Origin of the sequence: Brachybacterium phenoliresistens, from assembly GCF_039530785.1 — a bacterium.
In the GTDB taxonomy this organism is placed as follows: Bacteria; Actinomycetota; Actinomycetes; order Actinomycetales; family Dermabacteraceae; genus Brachybacterium; species Brachybacterium phenoliresistens.
The window spans coordinates 583,222-604,439 of record NZ_BAAAOW010000002.1 but is presented as its reverse complement, the minus strand read 5'-3'; the positions used below and the strand labels follow the sequence as shown (position 1 = coordinate 604,439).

General features: G+C 72.5%; 22 protein-coding genes. 8 read left to right on the top strand and 14 right to left on the bottom strand.

The annotated features are described in order from the left end of the window. Positions 1-18 precede the first annotated feature (18 nt). From ABD234_RS07160 to ABD234_RS07135, 6 genes are all read right to left on the bottom strand, one after another. Positions 19-873 carry an inositol monophosphatase family protein gene (locus tag ABD234_RS07160; protein WP_038373309.1) on the bottom strand — a complete coding sequence of 285 codons (855 nt, stop codon included), beginning with the start codon at positions 871-873 and terminating at the stop codon, positions 19-21. Continuing rightward, a complete protein-coding gene (locus ABD234_RS07155) occupies positions 797-2,047 on the bottom strand; it encodes an ABC transporter ATP-binding protein (protein WP_051486936.1) in 1,251 nt (416 codons plus the stop codon). Before ABD234_RS07155 ends, ABD234_RS07160 begins: the two co-directional genes overlap by 77 nt. After that, positions 2,044-2,856, bottom strand: a complete 813-nt coding sequence (locus tag ABD234_RS07150; RefSeq protein WP_344354781.1) for an ABC transporter permease — start codon at positions 2,854-2,856, stop codon at positions 2,044-2,046. The genes ABD234_RS07155 and ABD234_RS07150 overlap by 4 nt, the downstream gene beginning before the upstream one ends. Then, the gene (gene modA, locus ABD234_RS07145) at positions 2,853-3,674 is read right to left on the bottom strand and encodes a molybdate ABC transporter substrate-binding protein (protein WP_344354779.1); all 822 of its coding nucleotides are present in this window, start codon (positions 3,672-3,674) and stop codon (positions 2,853-2,855) included. Before modA ends, ABD234_RS07150 begins: the two co-directional genes overlap by 4 nt. A gap of 10 nt (positions 3,675-3,684) precedes the next feature. Beyond that, positions 3,685-4,581, bottom strand: a complete 897-nt coding sequence (locus ABD234_RS07140) for a hypothetical protein (protein WP_344354777.1) — start codon at positions 4,579-4,581, stop codon at positions 3,685-3,687. A gap of 70 nt (positions 4,582-4,651) precedes the next feature. Then, positions 4,652-5,266 carry a GNAT family N-acetyltransferase gene (locus ABD234_RS07135; RefSeq protein WP_344354775.1) on the bottom strand — a complete coding sequence of 205 codons (615 nt, stop codon included), beginning with the start codon at positions 5,264-5,266 and terminating at the stop codon, positions 4,652-4,654. A 36-nt stretch (positions 5,267-5,302) separates the two neighbouring features. On the opposite strand from ABD234_RS07135, the gene ABD234_RS07130 reads away from it, so the two are divergent. From ABD234_RS07130 to ABD234_RS07110, 5 genes are all read left to right on the top strand, one after another. Then, positions 5,303-5,986 (top strand): 5-formyltetrahydrofolate cyclo-ligase, encoded by a 684-nt coding sequence (locus ABD234_RS07130; RefSeq protein WP_038373219.1) that lies wholly within the window; start codon positions 5,303-5,305, stop codon positions 5,984-5,986. Positions 5,987-6,031: 45 nt separating this feature from the next. Beyond that, the gene (locus ABD234_RS07125; RefSeq protein ID WP_038373221.1) at positions 6,032-6,346 is read left to right on the top strand and encodes an FmdB family zinc ribbon protein; all 315 of its coding nucleotides are present in this window, start codon (positions 6,032-6,034) and stop codon (positions 6,344-6,346) included. 145 nt (positions 6,347-6,491) lie between these two features. Next, on the top strand, positions 6,492-7,133 hold the full coding sequence (locus ABD234_RS07120; protein ID WP_344354772.1) for an SAF domain-containing protein: 642 nt from the start codon (positions 6,492-6,494) through the stop codon (positions 7,131-7,133). Positions 7,134-7,172: 39 nt separating this feature from the next. Next, positions 7,173-7,583 (top strand): large conductance mechanosensitive channel protein MscL, encoded by a 411-nt coding sequence (gene mscL / locus ABD234_RS07115; protein WP_344354770.1) that lies wholly within the window; start codon positions 7,173-7,175, stop codon positions 7,581-7,583. A gap of 86 nt (positions 7,584-7,669) precedes the next feature. Beyond that, positions 7,670-8,566, top strand: a complete 897-nt coding sequence (locus ABD234_RS07110) for an HhH-GPD family protein (protein ID WP_344354769.1) — start codon at positions 7,670-7,672, stop codon at positions 8,564-8,566. A gap of 38 nt (positions 8,567-8,604) precedes the next feature. Here ABD234_RS07110 and ABD234_RS07105 read toward each other — a convergent pair whose 3' ends face one another. The 3 genes from ABD234_RS07105 to ABD234_RS07095 all read right to left on the bottom strand — a co-directional run bounded on the left by ABD234_RS07105 (position 8,605) and on the right by ABD234_RS07095 (position 12,522). Continuing rightward, positions 8,605-9,111: an amino-acid N-acetyltransferase gene (locus ABD234_RS07105; RefSeq protein ID WP_038373222.1), complete on the bottom strand. Its 507-nt coding sequence runs from the start codon at positions 9,109-9,111 to the stop codon at positions 8,605-8,607. After that, a complete protein-coding gene (locus tag ABD234_RS07100; RefSeq protein WP_344354767.1) occupies positions 9,108-9,857 on the bottom strand; it encodes a DedA family protein in 750 nt (249 codons plus the stop codon). The genes ABD234_RS07105 and ABD234_RS07100 overlap by 4 nt, the downstream gene beginning before the upstream one ends. A gap of 82 nt (positions 9,858-9,939) precedes the next feature. Next, entirely contained in the window at positions 9,940-12,522 is a 2,583-nt protein-coding gene (locus ABD234_RS07095) for an ATP-dependent Clp protease ATP-binding subunit (RefSeq protein ID WP_344354766.1), read from the bottom strand. A gap of 140 nt (positions 12,523-12,662) precedes the next feature. On the opposite strand from ABD234_RS07095, the gene ABD234_RS07090 reads away from it, so the two are divergent. Beyond that, the gene (locus tag ABD234_RS07090; RefSeq protein WP_051486939.1) at positions 12,663-13,397 is read left to right on the top strand and encodes a FadR/GntR family transcriptional regulator; all 735 of its coding nucleotides are present in this window, start codon (positions 12,663-12,665) and stop codon (positions 13,395-13,397) included. A 39-nt stretch (positions 13,398-13,436) separates the two neighbouring features. On the opposite strand, the gene ABD234_RS07085 is transcribed toward ABD234_RS07090, so the two are convergent. Genes ABD234_RS07085 through ABD234_RS07065 form a run of 5 tightly spaced genes read right to left on the bottom strand, consistent with a single transcriptional unit; the run spans position 13,437 to position 18,174 of the window. Beyond that, positions 13,437-14,303 carry an amidohydrolase family protein gene (locus tag ABD234_RS07085; RefSeq protein WP_344354763.1) on the bottom strand — a complete coding sequence of 289 codons (867 nt, stop codon included), beginning with the start codon at positions 14,301-14,303 and terminating at the stop codon, positions 13,437-13,439. Next, positions 14,293-15,261, bottom strand: coding sequence for an aldo/keto reductase (locus ABD234_RS07080; protein WP_344354762.1), 969 nt, complete (start codon positions 15,259-15,261; stop codon positions 14,293-14,295). The genes ABD234_RS07085 and ABD234_RS07080 overlap by 11 nt, the downstream gene beginning before the upstream one ends. Beyond that, the gene (locus tag ABD234_RS07075; protein ID WP_344354760.1) at positions 15,258-15,602 is read right to left on the bottom strand and encodes an L-rhamnose mutarotase; all 345 of its coding nucleotides are present in this window, start codon (positions 15,600-15,602) and stop codon (positions 15,258-15,260) included. The genes ABD234_RS07080 and ABD234_RS07075 overlap by 4 nt, the downstream gene beginning before the upstream one ends. A gap of 5 nt (positions 15,603-15,607) precedes the next feature. Then, on the bottom strand, positions 15,608-16,876 hold the full coding sequence (locus ABD234_RS07070; protein WP_344354758.1) for an alpha-L-fucosidase: 1,269 nt from the start codon (positions 16,874-16,876) through the stop codon (positions 15,608-15,610). Then, a complete protein-coding gene (locus ABD234_RS07065) occupies positions 16,873-18,174 on the bottom strand; it encodes an enolase C-terminal domain-like protein (protein ID WP_038373231.1) in 1,302 nt (433 codons plus the stop codon). Before ABD234_RS07065 ends, ABD234_RS07070 begins: the two co-directional genes overlap by 4 nt. A gap of 279 nt (positions 18,175-18,453) precedes the next feature. Here ABD234_RS07065 and ABD234_RS07060 point away from each other — a divergent pair, with 279 nt between their 5' ends. Continuing rightward, positions 18,454-20,256 (top strand): type 2 periplasmic-binding domain-containing protein, encoded by a 1,803-nt coding sequence (locus ABD234_RS07060; RefSeq protein ID WP_344354755.1) that lies wholly within the window; start codon positions 18,454-18,456, stop codon positions 20,254-20,256. A gap of 31 nt (positions 20,257-20,287) precedes the next feature. Next, positions 20,288-21,217: a carbohydrate ABC transporter permease gene (locus ABD234_RS07055; RefSeq protein ID WP_051486940.1), complete on the top strand. Its 930-nt coding sequence runs from the start codon at positions 20,288-20,290 to the stop codon at positions 21,215-21,217. Position 21,218 lies beyond the last annotated feature (1 nt).

The following is a 21,218-nucleotide window of genomic DNA, read 5'->3' as shown; positions in this document are numbered from 1 at the left end:
CACCGCGGCGGGGCGGCCTCAGGCCGTGCCGGTGCGGACCTCCTGCAGCTGGTCCATGAGCTCGTCGAAGACGTCCAGGCGGCCGGTCCCGGTGCACGCCACGTAGGCGGGCCGCTCGTGGTCGGGGGCGTCCGCAGGGCCGCGGCCGGGCCAGGTGCGGATGCTCCCGCCGGCGCGGCGCACCAGGTGGAAGCCGGCTGCCACGTCCCAGGCGTTGATCCGGCCCAGCCCCGTCGCGTCGGCGAAGCCGGCGGCCACGTAGGCGAGCTCGAGCGCGGCGGAGCCCAGATGACGCACCGCCGAGACCTCGGCGTGCAGGCGCCGCGTCGCGGTGAGCGAGAGCTCCTCCTGCTCGACCAGCACATGCTGGCCGGGGAAGCCGCTGACCACGAGGGCGTCGGCCGCGGCCCGCGTGGGGCGCGGGGTCAGCTCCTGGCCGTTGAGCATCGCCGGCCCGTCGGCCGCGGTGAAGACCTGGCCGAGGATCGGGGCGTCCACGACGCCGGCGACGATCTCGTCGCCGATCGCCGCGCCGATGGAGATGCAGAACAGCGGCAGCCCGGCCGCGAAGTTGCTGGTGCCGTCGATGGGGTCGACGAAGAAGGTGACGGGGCTGTCGGACTCGCGCACGCCGCCCTCCTCCCCCACGATCCGCGCCTCGGGCACGGCACGGTGGAGCGCGGCGACGATGATGTCCTCGCAGGCCTTGTCGTGGAGGGTGACGATGTCGTGGCTGGAGGTCTTGTACTCGCGGGAGATGCTCGTGCGGTCGATGCCGCGGATGTACTCCGCGGCCTCATGCGCCGCGGCGGTCGCGGCCTCGAGGAGCTCGGTCGGGGTGCGGACGAGGGCTGGGAGCGGGGTCGCGTTCATCCCCACCAGGGTAGATCGCCGATCGCACAGGATCGAGGATCATCCTCACCGTGGACCCGATGCCGAGCCGCTCGGCGATCGCCCGCTCCGGGGCGATCTGCGCGGCGAGACCTCCGCCGCGCACGATGATGCCCGCCCCCACGCGGTCCAGGGACTCGATCACCACGTCATGGGTCGTCGCGACGTCGGCACCGGTCGGGGCGTCGCGCCGGGGAGCGGGATCGGCGGGGACGGCCCCCGCCTCGCCGCGATGCTCCAGGCGGACGGCCGCCGGGTCCAGCAGCACGAGCGCCTCCCCTCCGGCCCGAAGCCCCGCCTCGGCGCTGCCGGCCACGAGGCGTCCATGGTCGCGGGTGCGCAGCACCGCCCGATCGCCGGCCACCTCCTCGACCGTGCCGGGCAGCAGCTCCTTGCCCAGCAGGTGCGCCGCATAGCCGGTGCGGGGCCGGGCGAGCACCGCGGAGCGCTCCCCTGCCTGGGCGATCCGCCCGCCCTCGAGGACGAGCACGTCATCGGCGAGCACGAGGACGTCCAGCAGGTCATGGGTGACCAGCAGCACCGTCCGGCCCTGCAGCATCCGGGCGCACAGGGCCCGCAGATGGGTCGAGGCCTCCGCGTCCAGGGCGGCGAAGGGCTCGTCCAGCAGCACCAGGGACGGGTCCGAGGCCAGGGCCCGCGCGATCGCGACCCGCTGCGCCTGCCCGCCGGAGATCTCCCGGGGACGGCGCGGGGCGAGCTCGGCCGCTCCGACCTCCTCCAGCAGGGCGCGCGCCCGGCGATGCGCCGCGGACCGGCCGCGACCGGCGGCCCGGGGTCCGAAGGCGACGTTCTCCAGCACGCTGAGATGCTCGAACAGCACCGGATCCTGCCGCAGATGGGACACCCCGCGGCGGTGGGCGGGCAGCGCCAGGATCTCCCGCCCTTCGACGGCGACGCTGCCGCGGGCGGGGACGGCCCCGCTGATGGCGCCCAGCAGCGTGGACTTCCCCGCCCCGTTGGGGCCGATGACCGCGGTGATGCGCCCCGGGCGCGGCGCCACGGCCAGGTGCACGTCGCGGGTGGGCACCCGGACCTGGACGTCGAGGCGTGCCGCCCGCCCCGGAGGCACCGCGTCCGCGGGCCCGGCGGGCCCGGTGCCGCCCGCCCCTGCTGCCGCTGCGGCTGCTGCGGTCATCGGGCCTCCTCCTGCGTCCGTCCCGGGGCGCCGCGGCGGGCGTAGGCCAGGAGCACCACGAGGATCGCCACGAGCACCAGCAGCAGCGAGAGCACCGCCGCGGAATCGGGATCGGATTCGCGGGCCAGGTAGATCTCCAGCGGCAGGGTGCGGGTCACCCCGGGCATGGAGCCGGCGAAGGTGAGGGTCGCCCCGAACTCGCCGAGGGAGCGCGCGAAGGCGAGCACCGTACCGGTGACGATCGCCGGCGCCAGGCGCGGCAGCGTGATCCGCGCGAGCACCGTCGACGGTCGCGCACCCAGCGAGGCGGCGACCTGCTCGGGCACGGTGCCGGCGCTGACCAGGGCGCTCTCCAGGGTCAGCACGGTGAACGGCAGGGACACGAAGACCTGGGCGATGACCACGGCGGCGGTGGTGAAGACGATGCGGGCATCGGCCTGCTCGAGCAGCGGTCCCAGCAGGCCGCGCCGGCCCACGGTCATCAGCAGCGCGATCCCGGAGACGACCGGCGGCAGCACGAGGGGCACCAGGACCATCGCGCGCAGCACCTCCCGGCCGGGGAAGCGGGTGCGGGCGAGCAGCAGCGCCAGCGGCAGCCCCAGCCCGAGGCAGACCGCGGCGGCGCAGGCGGCCGTGAGCAGCGACAGCCGCAGCGCCTGCAGCGACGCCGGGGAGAACAGCAGCGCGGTCGCGCCCTCCCACGGCACCTGCAGCACGATCGCCGCCAGCGGCAGCACGATGCTCGCGGCCGCGATCACGCCGAGGGCGCCCACGCCCAGCGGCAGCGGCGGGGCGGTGCGGGCGCTCACGGCGGGCCGAACCCGGCGTCGCCGAGCGCCGCGCGTCCCTCCGGGCCGAGCACGGCCTCCCGGTACGCGGCGGCGAGCTCCGGATCCTCGGCCCGGTCGGTCACGGCGATCGGGTAGACGGTGGCATGCGCGGCGGCGCCGGGGATCGTCACGGCCTCCGCCGCCCCGCCCGAGCGCGCGACATCGGTGGCGTAGACGAGCCCGGCATCGGCCTGGCCGGAGGTCACCTTGCCCAGCACGTCGGTCACGGAGTTCTCCTCGCTCACGGCGACCAGGGGGATGCCGGCGTCGGCGAGGACCTCGTCGGCGACGGCCCCGCAGGGCACCGGGGCGGCGCAGCGCACCACGGCGAGATCGGGGTCCGTGAGGTCCGCGAGCGAGGTGATGCCGCGCGGGTTCCCGGGCGCCACGGCGATGGTGAGCGTGTTGGTCGCGAAGGGCCGGGGATCCTCCGCGGTCAGGCCGAGCTCCTGGGCCCGGGCCATCGTCCGCTCGTCGGCGGTGGCGAGGACGTCCGCCGGGGCGCCCTGGTCGATCTGGGTGACCAGATCGGAGGAGCCGGCGTTGGTCATGACGACGCGCACCCCGGGATGGTCCGCCTCGAAGTCGGCGTTGACCTGCTCGAACACGTCGGTGAGGCTGGCGGCGGCGAACACCGTCAGGGTGCTGTGCCCGGCATCGCCCGCGGTCCCGCGGGGCCCGGCGCAGGCGGCCGCACCGAGGGCCAGGGCGATCACGCCGGCGGCGCCCAGGAGCCGCGGAAGGCCCCGGCGCCGCGAGGCGCGGGCCGGGGACGCGTCCAGGGCGCAGGACCGCACGGCGGGCCGCTCAGGCGCGCCGGCGCTCGAGGATCTCGTCCAGGCGCAGGTCCAGCGCGGTGCGCGCCGGGGCGGGGTCCTCGGTGAGGGCCTCGTCGCCGGCGGACGCCTCGGTCTCCAGCGGCACCGGCCGGCCGATCACCGAGTCGCGGTGCACGGCGTGACGCGTGGCGAGGTCCTGGACGTCGCCCCGCAGGGCGTAGGTGGGCCGGGGCACCGGGCGCGGCGTCCACTCCCCCGCTCGGGTGACCGTGCGGGCGGCGCTCTCGATGCGTGCGTCGACCTCGGCCTCCTCCTCGGAGGTCTTCTCGATCTCCCGCGGAGCGGCGGGGGCCTGCGGAGCCTCCAGCGTGGGCGTGGGCGCGACGCTCGGCGCCGTCGGCACCGCCCGGGCGCTCGCGGCGATGCGCCGGGCCGCGGCGGCACGGCGGGCCCGGCGACGCAGCTCGGCGCGGCGCAGACCGGTGATGTAGAGGACGTCGACCGCACCGGCGAGGGCGATCGCCCACCACGGCACGACATGCAGCACGAACAGCGCGACGACGCCCGCGGTGAGCAGCGCCAGCACCACGAGCGCACCCCGCAGGGCGCTGCGGTGGCGGTCCACCTCGGCCCGGGTGTCGATGCGGGAGCCGGGCTCGTCCTCGAAGCGCGGGCGGCGCGTGGGATCGGCCGGGCGGAGCAGGGGGCGGGGCTGGGTCATGGTCGAGGTCTCCTCCAGAGTCTTCCGCTGGACGCGCGCGGCATCGGAGAGATCCCTCGCGGCAGGGTTCGACTCCCGGTGGCTGCGCGCCGTGATCGCCTGGCCCATCTCCGCGCGCCGCTGCGCAGTGCGCGGCACGACATGGGCGAGCCACAGCACGATGAGGAGGGCGAACAGGACAGCCCCGAGATTGATCGATTCCACGAGCCAAGACTAATGACGCCGCTGTGTTTCAACAGCTCACGACGCGCCCACGACGCGGTGAATGTTCTCTCTACCGTTCCCGGCGCAGCCGTTCGAGGACTCCGCGGCCCGATGCGTCCCGCAGATGCCCCGGGATCTCCTCCGCGGTCAGGGCGTAGGAGACATGGTCGCGCCAGGCCCCGTCGACGTGGATGAGCCCGCGATGGAAGCCTTCTTCGCGCATGTGGAGCTTCTCCGCCACGCGGCGGCTGGCGGAATTCTCGGGGCGGATGGCGACATCGACGCGATGCAGCCCGAGCTCGGCGAAGCAATGGTCGATCATCAGGGCCGCCGCCCGCGGGGCGATGCCCTGGCCCGCCCGGGCCGAGTCCACCCAGTACCCGAGCGTCGCAGTGGACTGCGCCCCGTGCAGGATCGGCCCCAGCGAGACCTGGCCGGCCAGGGCCCCGTCCACCACGATCACCAGGTTCAGCGCCGTGCCGCTGCGGCCCTGCCTCCGGTTCCAGCGCACCAGGGCCGAGAACGGCGGGCGCAGGTGCGGGTGGGCGGGATCGGTCGCGTCCCAGGGCAGGAGCCAGTCGCGGTTGCGCTCGCGCAGGGCCAGGTACTCGCGGCGGTCCCGACGGCGCAGCGGTCGCAGGCGCAGATCTCCGTCGCGCAGATCGAGGGGCCAGACGTGCGGCATCGGGACATCGTACGGCCGCCGTGGCACGCTGTGAGCATGGACTCGCTGCGCAGGGATCTCAAGGCGGCCGTGCGCCGCCGCATCCGCACCGCCCGGCGCCGCGCCGCCGATCGGCCGGACGCCGCGGCGGAGCGTGCACGGGAGGCCCAGGACATCCTGCGCCACGGCGCGCCGCTGGTGGAGCTGGTGCGCGCCGCGGCGCGCACGGGCCGCGCGCCCCGCATCGCGGCCTACCACCCGATGCCTGCCGAGGCCGATCCGCTGCCGCTGGTGCAGCAGCTCGCGGAGGCCGGGGCGGAGGTCGTGCTGCCGGTCTCCCCGCCGGGCCCGGACCGGCCCGGCGACCTGGACTGGGTCCGATGGGACGGCCGCGCGCAGGTCCTCCCCTCGGCCGCGTCGGGCTTCGGCGCGGAGCCCGAGGGGCCCCGGCTGGGGGCCGACGCCCTCGCCGAGGCGCTGCTCGTGCTCGCCCCGGCGGTGGCCGTGGACGTCACCGGGTCGCGGATCGGCCACGGCGCCGGCTACTACGACCGGGCCCTCGCCCGCGCCGGCGCCGACGTGCTGGTCGTCGCGGTCGTCCACCCGCAGGAGGTGCTCCCGCCCGGGGCCGTCCCCACGACCCCGCTGGATGTCCCGGTGCACGCCGTGCTCACCGCCCAGGGACTGCGCCCCCTTCGCGCCCACCCCGCCCTCGGCGATATGATCGACGGCGGTGCCTGAGCCGCCCGGAGCGGCAGCACCGCCTGAACGAGCCCCGGAGGAACCGTGCCCACGTATGTGTATGCCTGCAAGAGCTGCGGCAACCAGTTCGAGAAGTACCAGAGCTTCAGCGAGGACTCCCTGCTGACCTGCCCCGAGTGCCACCAGGACGCCCTGCGCAAGGTGTTCAACAGCGTCGGCATCGTCTTCAAGGGCTCGGGCTTCTACTCGACCGACTCGACGGCCTCGAGCGCGACGAGCACCTCCTCGTCCTCTGCCGCCGACGCCTCCGGGAAGGTCTCCGCTCCCGCGGCCGAGTCCTCGACCTCCTCCGCATCCTCCAGCAGCACCGCGGCTCCCGCCGCGGCCGCCGGCGCCTGATCCGCTCGACGCCGCCGATCCCCCGACGCGCCCCGCACCACCCCGGGGAGGGCGTGCGCCCGGCGCTGCTCCTCCCCAGGGGCCGGTTCTCCACCGCGGCGCCCCGGCCCCGCCGCCCCTCGGCGGACGCGCCTAGCGTCGGGGCATGCTCGAGAGATTCCGCGCCGCCGTCCCGCACTGGCGCCGTGCCCTGCGCCGGCGTCGCCGCCTGCTGACGCTGCTCGCCCTCGCGGCGGCGCTCGTCGCCGTGCTGCCCGGGATGCTGCCGCCGTCGGCGCGAGGCGTCGAGGTGCTGGTCGCCGCCCGCTCCCTGCCGGCCGGCAGCGTGATCGCCGCCGAGGATCTGCGCCGCGAGCGCGTGGCCGGCCCGCTGGTCCCCGAGGGCGCCCTGCAGGATCCTGCCCAGGCGACGGGCCGCGTCGTGCGGCACGAGATCGTCGCGAGCACCCCGGTGCTCCCCGGCCACCTCGCCTCGGCGGAGGAGACGGTCGCCGTGGACGGCCGGTCCCGCATGGTGGTGCCCCTGGACGCGGCCCTCGCCCCGCACGTCGGGACGGGCACCTCGCTGCGCATCGTCCTGTCCGGGAGCGATCCGGGCACCCCCCGCACCGTCACCGCCCAGGTCCTGGAGGCCCCGTCCGACCCTGCGGCGGCGGGCGGGAGGGCCTCGCTGCCCGCCGCAGGGGCGCAGGTGGTCCCGCTCGTGGTGGTCCTCGCCCCGCAGGACGTCCCGCTCGTGGCCCAGGCCATGCGCGAGGGATGGGTCAGCGTGACGATCTTCGGCTAATCTCCCCGAAGAACCATTCCTCCTCAGACAAGGATTCCCGTGAAGGGCTTCAAGAACTTCATCATGCAGGGCAACGTCATCGACCTCGCCGTCGGCGTCGTCATCGGCAGCGCCTTCACCGCGCTCATCAAGGCGTTCGTGGACCATCTCATCCAGCCCGTCATCAACGTCGCCGGAGGCACCAACGTCACCGGTCTCGCGTACGAGATCATCGACGGCAAGGAGTCCACCACCGTCGACTTCGCCGCGATCATCTCCGCCATCATCGCCTTCCTCATCACCGCGGCCGTCGTCTACTTCATCTTCGTGCTGCCGATCGCCAAGGCCCGTGCCTTCGACCGCAAGCGCCGCGGCCTTCCCGAGGCCGACGAGGATCCCGTCGCCGAGGACGTCGCGCTCCTCACCGAGATCCGCGACCTGCTCAAGGCCCAGCAGATCTCCGAGCGCTGACCGGCCCGAGCACGCCGCAGCCGCAGGACGCCACGGGGCGGGACCGTTCGGTCCCGCCCCGTGCGCATGTGCGCTACCGTCTGCGGGTGCCCGACTCCGCCCTCCCCCGTCTTCCCGATGCCGGCATCGATGCCGTGATCGACTGGTTCGCCCGCAGCGCCCGCAGCCTTCCCTGGCGGGAGGACGACGCGACCCCGTGGGGGATCCTCGTCTCCGAGATCATGCTCCAGCAGACCCCGGTCGTCCGGGTGCTGCCGCGCTGGCAGCAGTGGATGGCGCAGTGGCCCACCCCGGCGGATCTCGCCGAGGCGCCGACGGCCGAGGTGCTCCGCGCCTGGGACCGGCTGGGCTACCCGCGCCGGGCCCTGCGGCTGCAGGAATGCGCCCGGGCGATCGTCCGCGAGCACGCGGGCCGGGTCCCCGGCACGCAGGAGGAGCTGCGCGCCCTGCCCGGGATCGGCGAGTACACGGCCGCCGCGGTCGCCGCCTTCGCCTTCGGGCGCCGCGCCGCCGTGGCGGACACGAACATCCGCCGGGTGCTGGTGCGGACGATCGCCGGGGAGCAGCGTCCCGCCCCCTCCTACACGGCCCGGGAACGGGCGATGACGCAGGCGACCCTGCCGGACGAGACCGAGCGCAGCGTGCTGTGGAACCAGGCGGTGATGGAGCTGGGCGCCCTGGTGTGCACGGCCCGCTCCCCGCAGTGCGGCCTCTGCCCGGTGCGCGCGCACTGCGCCTGGGATCGGGCCGGCCGGCCCGAGGCGCCCGCGGACGCCCCGCGGCGGACCCAGCGCTTCGAGGGGACGGACCGGCAGATGCGCGGCCGGATCATGGCGGCCCTGCGCTCGGCCGATCAGGTGCCCGTCTCCCTGCTGCTCGCGCTGGATCCCGAGGATCCGGCCCGGGTGCGCCGCTGCCTGGGGACGCTGCTGGCCGACGGCCTCGCCATGCGCGACGGCGACCGGGTGCACCTGCCGCGCTGAGCACGCGCCGGTCCCGGCCCGCGCGTCGACGGCGGGGGTCAGCTCTCCAGGCGCAGGATCATGCGGGTGTTGCCGAGGGTGTTCGGCTTGACGCGGGCGAGGTCGAGGAACTCCGCGACGCCCTCGTCGTGGGAGCGCAGCAGCTGCATGTACACCTCGGGGTCCACGCCGCCGTCGGCGAGGACCTCGAAGCCGTGCCGCTCGAAGAAGGGCACCTCGAAGGTCAGGCAGAACACCCGCGCCAGGCCCAGGGCCCGGGCCCGCGCGAGGAGCTCGTCCAGCAGCCGGTGCCCGACGCCGGTGCCGCGGACGGCGTCGCTGACGGCGAGGGTGCGGACCTCGGCGAGGTCCTCCCACATGACGTGCAGGGCCCCGCAGCCCACGACCTGGCCGTCCTCGTCCACCGCGACGGTGAACTCCTGGATGGCCTCGTAGTAGGCCACGAGCTCCTTGGCCAGGAGGATCTTGCGGTGCGCCAGCGGCAGCACGAGGGCCTCGATCGCCCGCACGTCGGCCGGCCGGGCGGGGCGCAGGGTGATGCTCACGGGGTGATCTCCTCGTCGACGGGGTCCGGGCTGTCGGGAAGGCCGCGCGGGGATCCCGGCTCGGCATCGGCCCGGGCCTCCTCCTCGGCGGCGGTGCGGCGCTCGGCGCGCAGGGCGTCCTCCGCGGCCTCGCGGCGCTCCGCGCGGGCGTCGAGCGCCCGATGCAGGGCCGTGACCAGACGCTCGACGACCAGCGCGATGACGACTGCGAGCACCAGCGCGACGGTGACGGCCAGCAGGTGGTGGTTCTCGAACCAGGCGCCGGCCACCGCGCCGATCACGCAGGAGTACACGGCCCAGACGAAGGTGGAGGCCAGCGACCGGTGCCAGAACTTGCGGTGCGGGTAGTGCACGGCGCCGGCCACGAGGTTCACGGCGGTGCGCCCGAAGGGGATGTAGCGCGCGGTCATGAGGAACAGCAGGGCGCGCTTGTTCAGCCCGGACTCCGCGGCCTCCACCGCGACCTTCCCCTTGCCCTCGCGCAGGAATCGGAACCGCTGGGTGCCCACGGTGCGGCCGATGAGGTAGCCCACGTTGTCGCCGGTGAACGCGCCGGCCCAGGCCAGCAGCGCCACGAGCCAGATCAGCGGCCGGCCGGAGGAGGACCACAGGGAGGACAGCGTGACGATGACCGATTCGCTGGGGACGGCCGGGAAGAAGCCGTCGAAGGCGGAGAGCACGTAGACGGCCATGTAGATCCACCAGGCATCGGCCAGCGAGAGGATCCAGTCCTCGATGAGGTTCACTCCGTGTGCTCCCCTTCCGTGGGAGGTTCAGGATGATCGGCGAACGCCGCGACCCCCTGGGGGCCGCGGCGTTCGCGGGGGCTCAGGACGCGTGGCTGGCGCTCGCGCCGCTGTCCTGGTCGGAGGGAGCCTCGGACTGCGTGGCCTCCTCGGCACGGGCCCGCGTGATCGAGTCGATGTCGACGGCGTCGGAGATCTCCACCGGCTCGCCGTCGGCCTCGCGACGGAGGAAGCGGAACTCGCCCAGCAGTCCCTCGCCCTCCGCATCGATCTGGATCTCGTCGCCGGCGTGGACCTGGCCGAACAGGATCTTCTCGCTGAGGGCGTCCTCGATGTCCCGCTGGATCGTGCGACGCAGCGGCCGCGCGCCGAGGACCGGGTCGTAGCCCTTCTCGGCGAGCAGGGTCTTGGCGGCATCGGTCAGCACCAGCGTCATGTCCTTCTCCGCCAGGCGCACCGCGAGCTTGGCGATCATCAGATCCACGATCTGGATGATCTCCTGCTGCGAGAGCTGCGGGAAGACGACCACGTCATCGACACGGTTGAGGAACTCGGGCCGGAAGTGCTGCTTGAGCTCCTCGTTGACCTTCGCCTTCATCCGCTCGTAGTCGGTGGCGAGGTCGCCGCCGGCCTGGAAGCCCATGGACACGCCCTTGGCGATGTCGCGGGTGCCCAGGTTGGTGGTCATGATGATGACGGTGTTCTTGAAGTCGACCGTGCGGCCCTGCGAGTCGGTCAGGCGACCGTCCTCGAGGATCTGCAGGAGCGAGTTGAAGATGTCGACGTGGGCCTTCTCCACCTCGTCGAACAGCACCACGCTGAACGGCTTGCGGCGCACCTTCTCGGTGAGCTGGCCGCCCTCGTCGTAGCCGACGTATCCGGGGGGCGAGCCGAACAGGCGCGAGGCCGTGTGCTTCTCGCCGAACTCGGACATGTCCAGCTGGATGAGGGAGTCCTCGTCGCCGAACAGGAACTCCGCGAGCGCCTTGGCCAGCTCCGTCTTGCCGACGCCGGTGGGGCCAGCGAAGATGAACGATCCGCCGGGGCGCTTGGGATCCTTCAGACCCGCACGGGTGCGGCGGATCGCCTGGGACAGGGCCTTGATCGCCTCGTCCTGGCCGATGACCCGCTTGTGCAGCTCGGACTCCATGTGCAGCAGGCGCGAGGACTCCTCCTCGGTCAGTTTCACGATCGGGATGCCGGTCGAGGCGGCCAGCACCTCGGCGATGACCTCCTCGGACACCGTGGTGACCGCATCGTTCTCCCCGTGGCGCCAGGCGCTGTCCTTCTCGGCGCGCTCGGCCTTCAGACGCTGCTCCTCGTCCCGCAGGGAGGCGGCCTTCTCGAAGTCCTGGCCGTCGATCGCCTCCTCCTTGCGCTTGCGGGTCTCCTCGATGCGCGCGTCGAACTCCTTGAGCTCGGGCGGCGCGGTGAGGCGGCGGATCCGCAGGCGGGCGCCGGCCTCGTCGATCAGGTCGATCGCCTTGTCCGGCAGGAACCGGTCGTTGACGTAGCGGTCGGCGAGGTTCGCGGCGGCCACGAGGGCGCCGTCGGTGATCGTCACCTTGTGGTGCGCCTCGTAGCGGTCCCGCAGGCCCTTGAGGATCTCGATGGTGTGCGTGACGCTGGGCTCGCCCACCTGGATCGGCTGGAAGCGGCGCTCGAGCGCGGCGTCCTTCTCGATGTGCTTGCGGTACTCCTCCAGGGTGGTCGCCCCGATGGTCTGCAGCTCGCCGCGGGCCAGCATCGGCTTGAGGATGCTGGCGGCGTCGATGGCGCCCTCGGCGGCGCCCGCCCCGACGAGGGTGTGGATCTCGTCGATGAACAGGATGATGTCGCCGCGGGTGCGGATCTCCTTGAGCACCTTCTTCAGGCGCTCCTCGAAGTCGCCGCGGTAGCGGGAGCCCGCCACCAGGGAACCGAGGTCCAGCGTGTACAGCTGCTTGTCCTTGAGGGGCTCGGGCACGTCGCCGCGCACGATCGACTGGGCCAGCCCCTCGACGACCGCGCTCTTGCCGACGCCCGGCTCGCCGATCAGCACCGGGTTGTTCTTGGTGCGGCGGCTGAGCACCTGCATGACGCGCTCGGCCTCGTGCTCGCGGCCGATGACCGGATCGAGCTTGCCGTCGCGCGCGGCCTGGGTGAGGTTGCGGCCGAACTGGTCCAGCACGAGGGAGCCGGCCGGCTGGCCCTCGGCGGGACCGCCCGCGGTCGCGGGCTCCTTGCCCTGATAGCCCGACAGGCGCTCGATGACCTCCTGGCGCACCGCCGCGGGCTCCGCCTTCAGGCGGGAGAGGACCTTGACGGCCGTCCCCTCGCCCTCGCGCAGCAGGCCCAGCAGGATGTGCTCGGTGCCGATGTAGTTGTGGCCCAGCTGCAGGGCCTCGCGCAGGCTCAGCTCGAGCACCTTCTTGGCGCGCGGGGTGAAGGGGATGTGCCCCGTCGGCGCCTGGTTGCCCTCGCCGATGATGTCGCGCACCTGCTCGCGCACGGCGTCCAGGGTCACGCCGAGGGCCTCGAGGGCCTTGGCGCCGACCCCCTCGGCCTCGTGGATCAGGCCGAGCAGGATGTGCTCGGTCCCGATGTAGTTGTGGTTGAGCAGACGTGCCTCGTCCTGAGCCAGGACGACGACGCGGCGCGCGCGATCGGTGAAGCGTTCGAACATGGTCCTCCCCCATCCGGTGGTGGTAGATGCGTCGAGCCTACGCGGCCGGAGGGCGGGTGTCCGCCCTGTTCGCCCCTGGCGTGAAAGGGAGGGCACGTACCATTCCATCACCGGCACCCACCGGCACCCGAGGAGGACGCATGGCAGTCACGGACAAGGCGATCACTGCGATCAAGCAGATGATCGTCGACGGCTCGATCGGTCCCGGCGACCGTCTGCCCCCGGAGAAGGAGCTCTCGGAGTCCCTGGGGCTCTCGCGCAACTCGCTGCGCGAAGCCGTCAAGGCGCTCGAGCTGATCCGGGTGCTGGACGTGCGCCAGGGGGACGGGACGTACGTGACCTCGTTGGAGCCCTCGGTGCTGCTGGAGGCGCTCGGCTTCGTGGTCGAGCTGCACCGCGACAGCTCCGTCCTGGAGCTGTTCGAGGTGCGCCGGGTGCTCGAGCCGACGGCCGTGGAGCTGGCCTGCGACCGCCTGGACGACGCGACCCTGGACCAGCTCGATCGGATCATGGAGCCGCTGCACGAGGGCACGGACGTCGAGTCCCTCGTCGCCGCGGACATCTCCTTCCACCGCATCATCAACGCCGCCTGCGGGAACGCCTACATGTCCTCCCTGCTGGACGGCATCGCCCACGCCACCGTGCGCGGCCGGGTGTGGCGAGGCATCACCGAGACCGGCGCCGTCGCCAAGACCCTCGACGAGCACCGCGCGATCCTGGACGCCCTGCGGGCCCGCCGCAGGGACCTCGCCCGCGCATGGGCGGCGGTGCACGTCGCGGGAGCGGAGATGTGGCTGAGCCATGCCGCGCTCACGGGCACCGAGGGCGTCCCGCTGCGCGCCTCGACGGAGGCCGTCCCGGAGCTCGAGGACTGAGCACCGCCGCCCTCCGCATCGGCCGGAGGGCGGAAGCGGTCACGCCCTCCCGCGGTAGACGCGGTCGGCGGTGCCGCCGAGGACGGCGCCCTGCTCGGCCTCCGACCACGTCCCGAGATGGGCGAGGACCTGGTCCGCGGCGGAGGCGTAGTCGCCGGCGGCCGGCGCGATCGGCCAGTCCGAGCCGAACAGCAGGCGCTCGGCCCCGAAGCAGCGGCGGGCGTGCTCGAGCGCGGCGGCGATCCCCTCGGCGCGGGCGGCCGGATCGGTCTCCGGGCCGCTGGTGGCGAGGCCGCTGCACTTGGCGACCGCGTTCGGCTGCGCGGCCAGTCGGGAGAGCATCTCGCGCCAGGTGCGCAGGGCCGCCGCGTCGCCGAGGGGCGGCTTGCCCAGGTGGTCGAGCACGATGGTGAGCCGCGGATGCTCCGCCGCCAGCTCGGGAAGGTACGCCAGCTGCGCCGGGAAGGCGTCGGGGACGTCCAGCGGCAGGCCGGCCTCCGCGAGCTGTGCGAGGGATCGCCCGACCTCGTCCCGGCGCAGGAAGAAGGGATCCGGGTCGTCATGGGTGAGGTGGCGCACCCCGACCACGTGCTCCATCGCCTCGGCGTCGGAGAGCAGCTCGCCCACCAGGTCGGGCCGGGCCAGCGGGAGCCAGGCCACCACGCCGACCGCCCCGATCCCCGGCGCGCGGCGCGGGATCTCCCGCGCCAGCTCCTGCATCAGCGCCGTGTCCTCCCGCGTGTCGTCGGCCTGGACGAGCACCAGGCGGTCGATCCCGCGCGCACCGAGCGCCTCCAGCACCTCCTCGGGGCGGAAGGCGCGGTGCAGCGGCTGCGGCGCCCCGGCGAGCCAGGCGTACCGGCTGCGCGCCGGGTCCCACAGGTGCAGGTGGGCGTCACAGCGCACGGTCGCCGCCCATCGCGTCGATCGCCTCCCACAGCTCATCGGGGATCTGCGCCTGCATGCGGGACAGGTTCGAGGCGACCTGCTCCGGGGAGCGCATCCCGAGGGTCACGTTGACGATGGCCGGGTGGCGCAGCGGGAAGTGCGTGGCAGCCTCCGGCAGGCTCACCCCGTGCTCGCGGCAGGTCTCGGCGAGGGCGACGGCCCGCTCCCAGACCTCGCGCGGCACGCGACCGTACTCGTAGGAGGAGTCCGGCGAGGGGGAATCGCTCGCGAGGATCCCCGAGTTGTAGACGCTCACCGCCACGGCGGAGGTGCCGTGCTCCTGGCACAGCGGCAGCAGCTCGCGCGCGGCGGGCTGCTCGAGCAGCGTGTAGCGCCCGGAGATCATCACCAGGTCCAGGGCGCCCGTGGCCACGAAGCGGGCCAGCGTCCGATCGGACTTGGAGCCGACGCCGATGGCGGAGACGACGCCCTGCTCGCGCAGGGCGACCAGCGCGGGGATCGCCTCGTCCAGGCCCTGGTCCTCGGGGCCCTCCTCCGGGTCGTGGAGGTAGACCACGTCCAGCCGGTCCAGGCCCAGGCGCTCCAGCGACTCCTCGATGCTGCGGCGCACGCCGTCGGCGCTCATGTCCCACACCCGGCGGGTCGCATCGGGCACCGCGAAGCCGTGGTCGAGGTCGTCGCCCGCGCCTCCGCCGGGGTTCGGGACGATCCGGCGACCGACTTTGCTGGAGAGCACGAACTCCTCCCGGGGGCGGGTGGACAGCATCGCGCCGAGGCGCCGCTCGGACAGCCCCATGCCGTAGTGCGGTGCGGTGTCGTAATACCGCAGGCCTCCGTCCCAGGCGGCTTCGAGGGCGGCCTCGGCCATGTCCTCGGGCGTGACGCGGTAGAGGTTGCCCATCTGCGCGGCGCCGAAGCCGAAGGCCGGCAGGTCCACGCCGGGGCCCGTGCTCATGCCGCTCCCCCGCCCGGCGTCGGGGCCTGCTCGGGCAGCGCCCAGACCAGCGGGATGCCGTCGTCGTCGCCGGCGTAGGAGTCGGCGACCTCGAGGAAGGCGTTGATGTGCTCCTGCCAGGCGAGGTTCGCCGGGTCCTCGGCGAGCGCGCGCCGCATGGCGCGGTAGTCCTCGACCTCGACCACGTGGAACAGGTCCCGGCCGTCCCGCCAGATCCTCCAGGAGCCGACGCCCGCACGGCGCAGCGCCGCATCGAGATCGGAGGGGATGACGGCGTGCTCGCGCTCGTAGTCCTGCTCGTGGCCGGCGGCGATGCGGGTGTGCAGGGCGATGGTCTGCATCGGCCTCACTCCTGACCGGTCAGGCGGATCTCGAGCACGGGCAGCAGCACGTCGGGGCGCATGATCGGCAGGGTGAAGGTCACCACGTCCGCGCCGAGACCGCCGACGGTCGTGTTCCACGCCTTCTGCTCGGGATCGATGGTGGTGTGCGCGACCTCGGAGCCGTCGTGCAGCAGCCGCGCGAAGCGGACCTTCCCGGCCAGCCCGCTGATGTGCACGTGCTGCATCGGCCAGGTGGTCAGGTGCACGTACAGCCGGTCGCCGCGCTGGGTGAGCAGGGTGCCCTCGGGCGCCCGGAGGCCCGCGGCCGGACCTGCGCCGTGGACGGACTCGCCGTGCAGCTCCATCCAGTCCCCGATGCTCGCGAGCACGTCGACGTCCTCGCGGCGCAGTCCGCCGCGCCCGTCGGGGCCCACGTTCAGCAGCATGTTGCCGTCCTTGGCGACGGAGTCCACGAGCATCCGCAGCAGCAGGTCCGCGCTCTTGAACTCGAGGTTGTCGCGGTCGTACCCCCAGGAGCCGTTGGTGGTCTGGCAGGCCTCCCACCGCACCGGCGTCCCGTGCTCATCGGTCATGGGCGCCGCCGGCTGGTACTGCTCGGGGGTGACGAGGTCCCCGGGGATGCCGAGCCGGTCGTTGACGAGGATCCCGGGCTGGAGCTCGCGGACCATCGCCATCAGGTGCTCGGCGTCCCAGTCGGCCGGGAACTTCCCGCCCTCGAAGGCGTAGGTGAAGTCGAAGAACAGGTAATCGATCGTGCCGTAGCGGGTCAGCAGCTCCCGCACCTGGCCGTGGAGGTACTCGCGGTAGCGGGCCATGTCGCGCCCGGCGTTCAGGCTCTCGCGGTCCGGGTGGTCCCGCAGGGGGTGCTGCAGGTCGATGGTGTAGTCGGGGTGGTGCCAGTCCAGCAGCGAGTGGTAGAACCCGACGCGCAGCCCCTCCGCCCGCAGGGCCTCGACCCATTCGGCGACGAGGTCCCGGCCGCAGGCGGTCTGCGAGGTGTAGTCGGTGAGGTCGCTGTCCCACAGGCAGAAGCCCTCGTGGTGCTTGGTGGTCAGGACCGCGTAGCGCATGCCGGCCTCGCGCGCGGCGCGGGCGATGCGCCGGGCGTCGAAGCGGTCGGGGTCGAAGACCTCGGCGTAGCGCGCGTAGTCCTCGACGGTGCGGCGCTCGCGGGTCATGGACCATTCGTGGCGGGCGGGGATGGCGTAGAGGCCGAAGTGGACGAAGAGCCCGAAGCGGGCCTCGTCGAACCAGGCGTGGGGGTCGGTCATGATGCGAGCTCCTTCCAGACCGGCCCGTCGGGGAACCGGTGGGACTGTATCGAGGCAGGGAGCATGCGGGCTCCGATGCCGGGCTGCTGCGGCGCGAGATAGCGGCCGCCCTGGATGCGCACGGGCTCGACGAAGTGCTCGTGCAGGTGGTCGACGTACTCGATGCGCCGGTCCTCCATGGTGCCGGTGATCGCGACGAAGTCCAGCATCGCCAGGTGCTGGACCATCTCGCACAGCCCCACGCCCCCGGCATGGGGGCAGACCGGGACGCCGAACTTCGCCGCGAGCAGGAGGATGGCGAGGTTCTCGTGGATCCCGCCCACCCGGGTCGCGTCGATCTGGACGACGTCGACGGCGCCGGCCTGCAGCAGCTGCTTGAACATGATCCGGTTGTGGACGTGCTCGCCGGTGGCCACGCGCACGGGGGCGATGCGCCGGCGGATCTCGGCATGCGCGAGGACGTCGTCGGGGCTGGTGGGCTCCTCGATCCAGTACGGGCGCGCCGCGGAGAGCGCGCCGACGGCGGCCACGGCGTCCTCGACGCCCCAGCGCTGGTTCGCGTCGGTGGCGACCAGGAAGTCCTCCCCGAGGACGCGCCGGGTGATGGCGAAGCGGCGCAGGTCGTCCTCGAGGTCGGCGCCGACCTTGAGCTTGACCATGTCGAAGCCCGCGTCCCGGGCCTCCCGCAGGAGGCGCTCGAGCTTCTCGTCGGAGTATCCGAGCCAGCCCGGGGTCGTGGTGTACGCGGGGTACCCCTCGGCCTCGAGCTCGGCGATGCGCCGGTCCCGCCCCGGGCGGGCGGCCTCGAGGATCTCCAGCGCCTCGGCGCGCGTGAGGGCGTCCTCGAGGTAGCGGAAGTCGACCAGGTCCACGAGCTGCTCGGGCGTGAGATCGGCCAGCACCCGCCACAGCGGGCGGCCCTCGCGCATGCACCGCAGGTCCCACAGGGCGTTGACGACGGCCCCGATCGCCATCTGCATGACGCCCTTCTCCGGGCCCAGCCAGCGCAGCTGGGAGTCGGCGATCATGGCGGCGCCGGCGGCGCCGATGTCGGCGAGGACCTCGTCGACGCCGCGCCCGAGCACGTGGTGCGAGAGGGCGCGGATCGCCTCGGACTGCACGTCGTTGCCGCGGCCGATGGTGAAGACCAGGCTCGTGCCCGTCTCCCCCTCGGAGGTGGTCAGCTCGAGATAGGCCGCGGAGTAGTCGGGGTCCTTGTTCATGGCGTCGGAGCCGTCGAGCGACTGCGAGGTCGGGAAGCGGACGTCGGTGACGTCGAGGGACGTGAACGTGGGCATCGAAGACCTTCTCGGGCAGTGGGGGTCCGGACCGCAGCAGAACCGCGTCAGACCTCGGATGTTTGAAGACTGTACGTCAGCCCTCCGAGCAAGGCAAGCAAACATCCGACATTTGCTCAGCACATCCTCGCTGGTCAGCGGCTCGCCGCTGAGTCATCAGTCAGATCCCGTCACCGAACGGTCATCAGGCGCGCACGACGCTTGCCTCATTCGTCGGGTCTATGTCATAGTCCGTCTGTCGTAGCACCCCCATCCGCGCTGAAGACGAAGGAGTCTCCCGTGACTGATCGCGCACCCCTGGACCACCCCACGCCCCCGACGGAGCCGGCATCCCGCTCAGGACTGGGCCGGCGCGCCTTCCTGGGCCGCAGCGCCGCCGTCGGCGCCACCTCGGTGGCCGTCCCCCTGGTCCTGTCCGCCTGCGGCGGCGGAGAGGACACGGAGACCACCGGCGGCGAGGACTACACCCCCGGCAGCGCCGAGCTCACCGTCGAGCTCGCCCCGGAGATCGAGGGCGTGCTCTACCCCGAGGACTACGTGGGCCCGCGGGCCCGCGAGCTGGAGCCCTTCGGCGACGGCGAGACCGAGTTCACCATCCTCAGCCAGGTCGACCCCGACATGGACCTCGCCACCAACTACTACTCGACGCTGGTGGCGGAGAAGACCGGCGTGAACGCCACCTACGTGACGGTCCCGGCGGGCGAGGACGGCAAGACCAAGGTCAACGCGATCGTCGCGGGCGGGGACCTGCCGCATGCCCTCATGGTCGGCCAGGGCATCTTCAACCTCAACGAGATCAGCATCTACGGCCAGCAGGGGATGTTCCTCCCGCTGGACAAGCTGATCGACGAGAACTGCCCGCACATCCTGGACATGTTCGCCGCCTTCCCCGGGATGCGCCAGCAGTACAGCTCCCCCGACGGGCGGCTCTATGCCGTGCCGTCGATGAACGACTGCTACCACTGCAAGTCCGCGAACGTGCGCACCTGGATCAACAAGAACTGGCTCGAGGGCGTGGGCGCGAGCGCCCCGGAGACCCTGGACGACTACAGCGTGCTCATGGACGAGTTCCGCGCCTACACGGGCAAGCCGGACGGCTCCGTCCTGACCACGGCCAGCGCCGAGACCATGCTGCAGCTGATGCAGTTCTTCCTGGGCTCCTTCCTCGAGATGCCGTCCCTGTGGCTGCGCCGGTCCGGCCAGACGCTGGAGTGGATCCATGAGGACCCGGCCTTCCGCGAGGGCATGATCTGGATCCAGGAGCAGTTCGCCAAGGGCAACTTCGACGCCGGGATCCTCTCGAACACCCCGGAGCAGTACCAGAAGCTGGGCGACGGGGCGCAGGGGCCGATGTTCGGCATGGCCTACGGGTACTCGTCCTTCCACTTCGCGGCGACCCTCGACTACGCCGACCCGGACAACGTCGCCAACATCATGGTGCCGATCGCCCCGATGGCCGGGCCCGGCGGCGTGCGCACCGCGCAGTGGGACCACTTCTCCTACGGCTACCCCAACTTCGTCATCACCCCCGACTGCCCGGACCCGGTGCAGATGATCCGCTGGGCCGACTACCAGTTCGAGCTGGGGATGACCATCTCGGTGGGCCGCGGCGAGCAGGGCGTGGGCTGGGACTACGCGACCGAGGGCGAGAAGGGGATCGACGGGCGGCAGGCGATCTACAAGGTCCTGCCCACCCCGGAGGACCTCAAGAACCAGGCCTGGCGCGAGTGGGGCCCGCTGTACAAGTCGATGGACCAGCGCCACGGCGAGGCCGTGCTGCCGGAGGCCTCGACCGTCGAGCCCACCCTGTACGCCGCCGGCAAGGCCTACGAGCCGTTCGCCACGAAGGAGGAGTCCGGCGTCCCGCCGGTCGTCTTCGACCTCGACCAGTCCGCGCAGATCGGCGAGATCGAGACCAACCTCGAGGCGCACCTCAAGCAGACCATCGCCAACTTCGCCACCGGCAAGAAGGACGCGAGCAAGGACGCCGACTGGAACGAGTACCTCGAGACCGCGAAGGCCATCGGCATCACCACCTACACGGAGATCCACCAGACCGCCTACGACCAGCAGTACAGCTGATCCGGGTCTGCGGCAGGAAGGTCACCTCCCCATGACAGCTCAACCCGCGGTGTCGCCGCCCGGCGTGCGGCGCATCAAGGACCCGCGCTCGGACCGCATCCTCAACGTGGTCCTCATCGTGCTGCTGGCCCTGTTCACGCTCACGATCGTGTACCCGTTCGTGTACATCGTCAGCGCCTCGCTCTCGGATCCCACGGCCGTCTCCTCCGGGGAGATGTGGCTGTGGCCCGTCGGCTTCAGCATGGACGCGTACCAGGCGGTCCTGGACTACCCGGCGATCACGCGCGGCTTCCTGAACTCGCTGCTGTACTCCGGGTCGGCGATGCTCGTGGGCACGGCGGTCACCGTGATGGGCGGCTACGCGCTCTCGCGGGCGGACCTCGTGGGCCGCAACCTGTTCACCCTCATGTTCGTCCTCACGATGATGTTCTCGGGCGGCATGATCCCGACCTATCTCGTGGTGAAGAACCTGGGGATGCTCAACACCATCTGGGCGATGATCATCCCCACCGCGGTGAGCGTGTGGCAGCTCATCGTCACCCGCACCTTCTTCCAGACCACGATCCCCCACGAGCTGCTGGAGTGCTCGCGGATCGACGGCGCCAGCGACATGCGCTTCTTCTGGAGGATCGTGCTGCCGCTGTCCAAGCCGATCATCGCCGTGAACCTGCTGCTGTACGGCGTGGCCACCTGGAACGCGTACTTCAACGGGCTCATCTACCTCACCGACGAGGACCTGTACCCCCTGCAGCTGGTCATGCGGAACATCCTGCTGGAGAACACCTTCGATCCCTCGAAGATGGCCAATGCCGATCCCGAGCGGATCGCGCAGATGCAGCAGATCGCCGACAAGCTCAAGTACGCCCTGATCATCATCGCGTCCGTCCCGCCGCTCATCGCCTATCCGTTCGTGCAGAAGCACTTCGTCAAGGGCATGATGATCGGCTCGCTGAAGGGCTGAG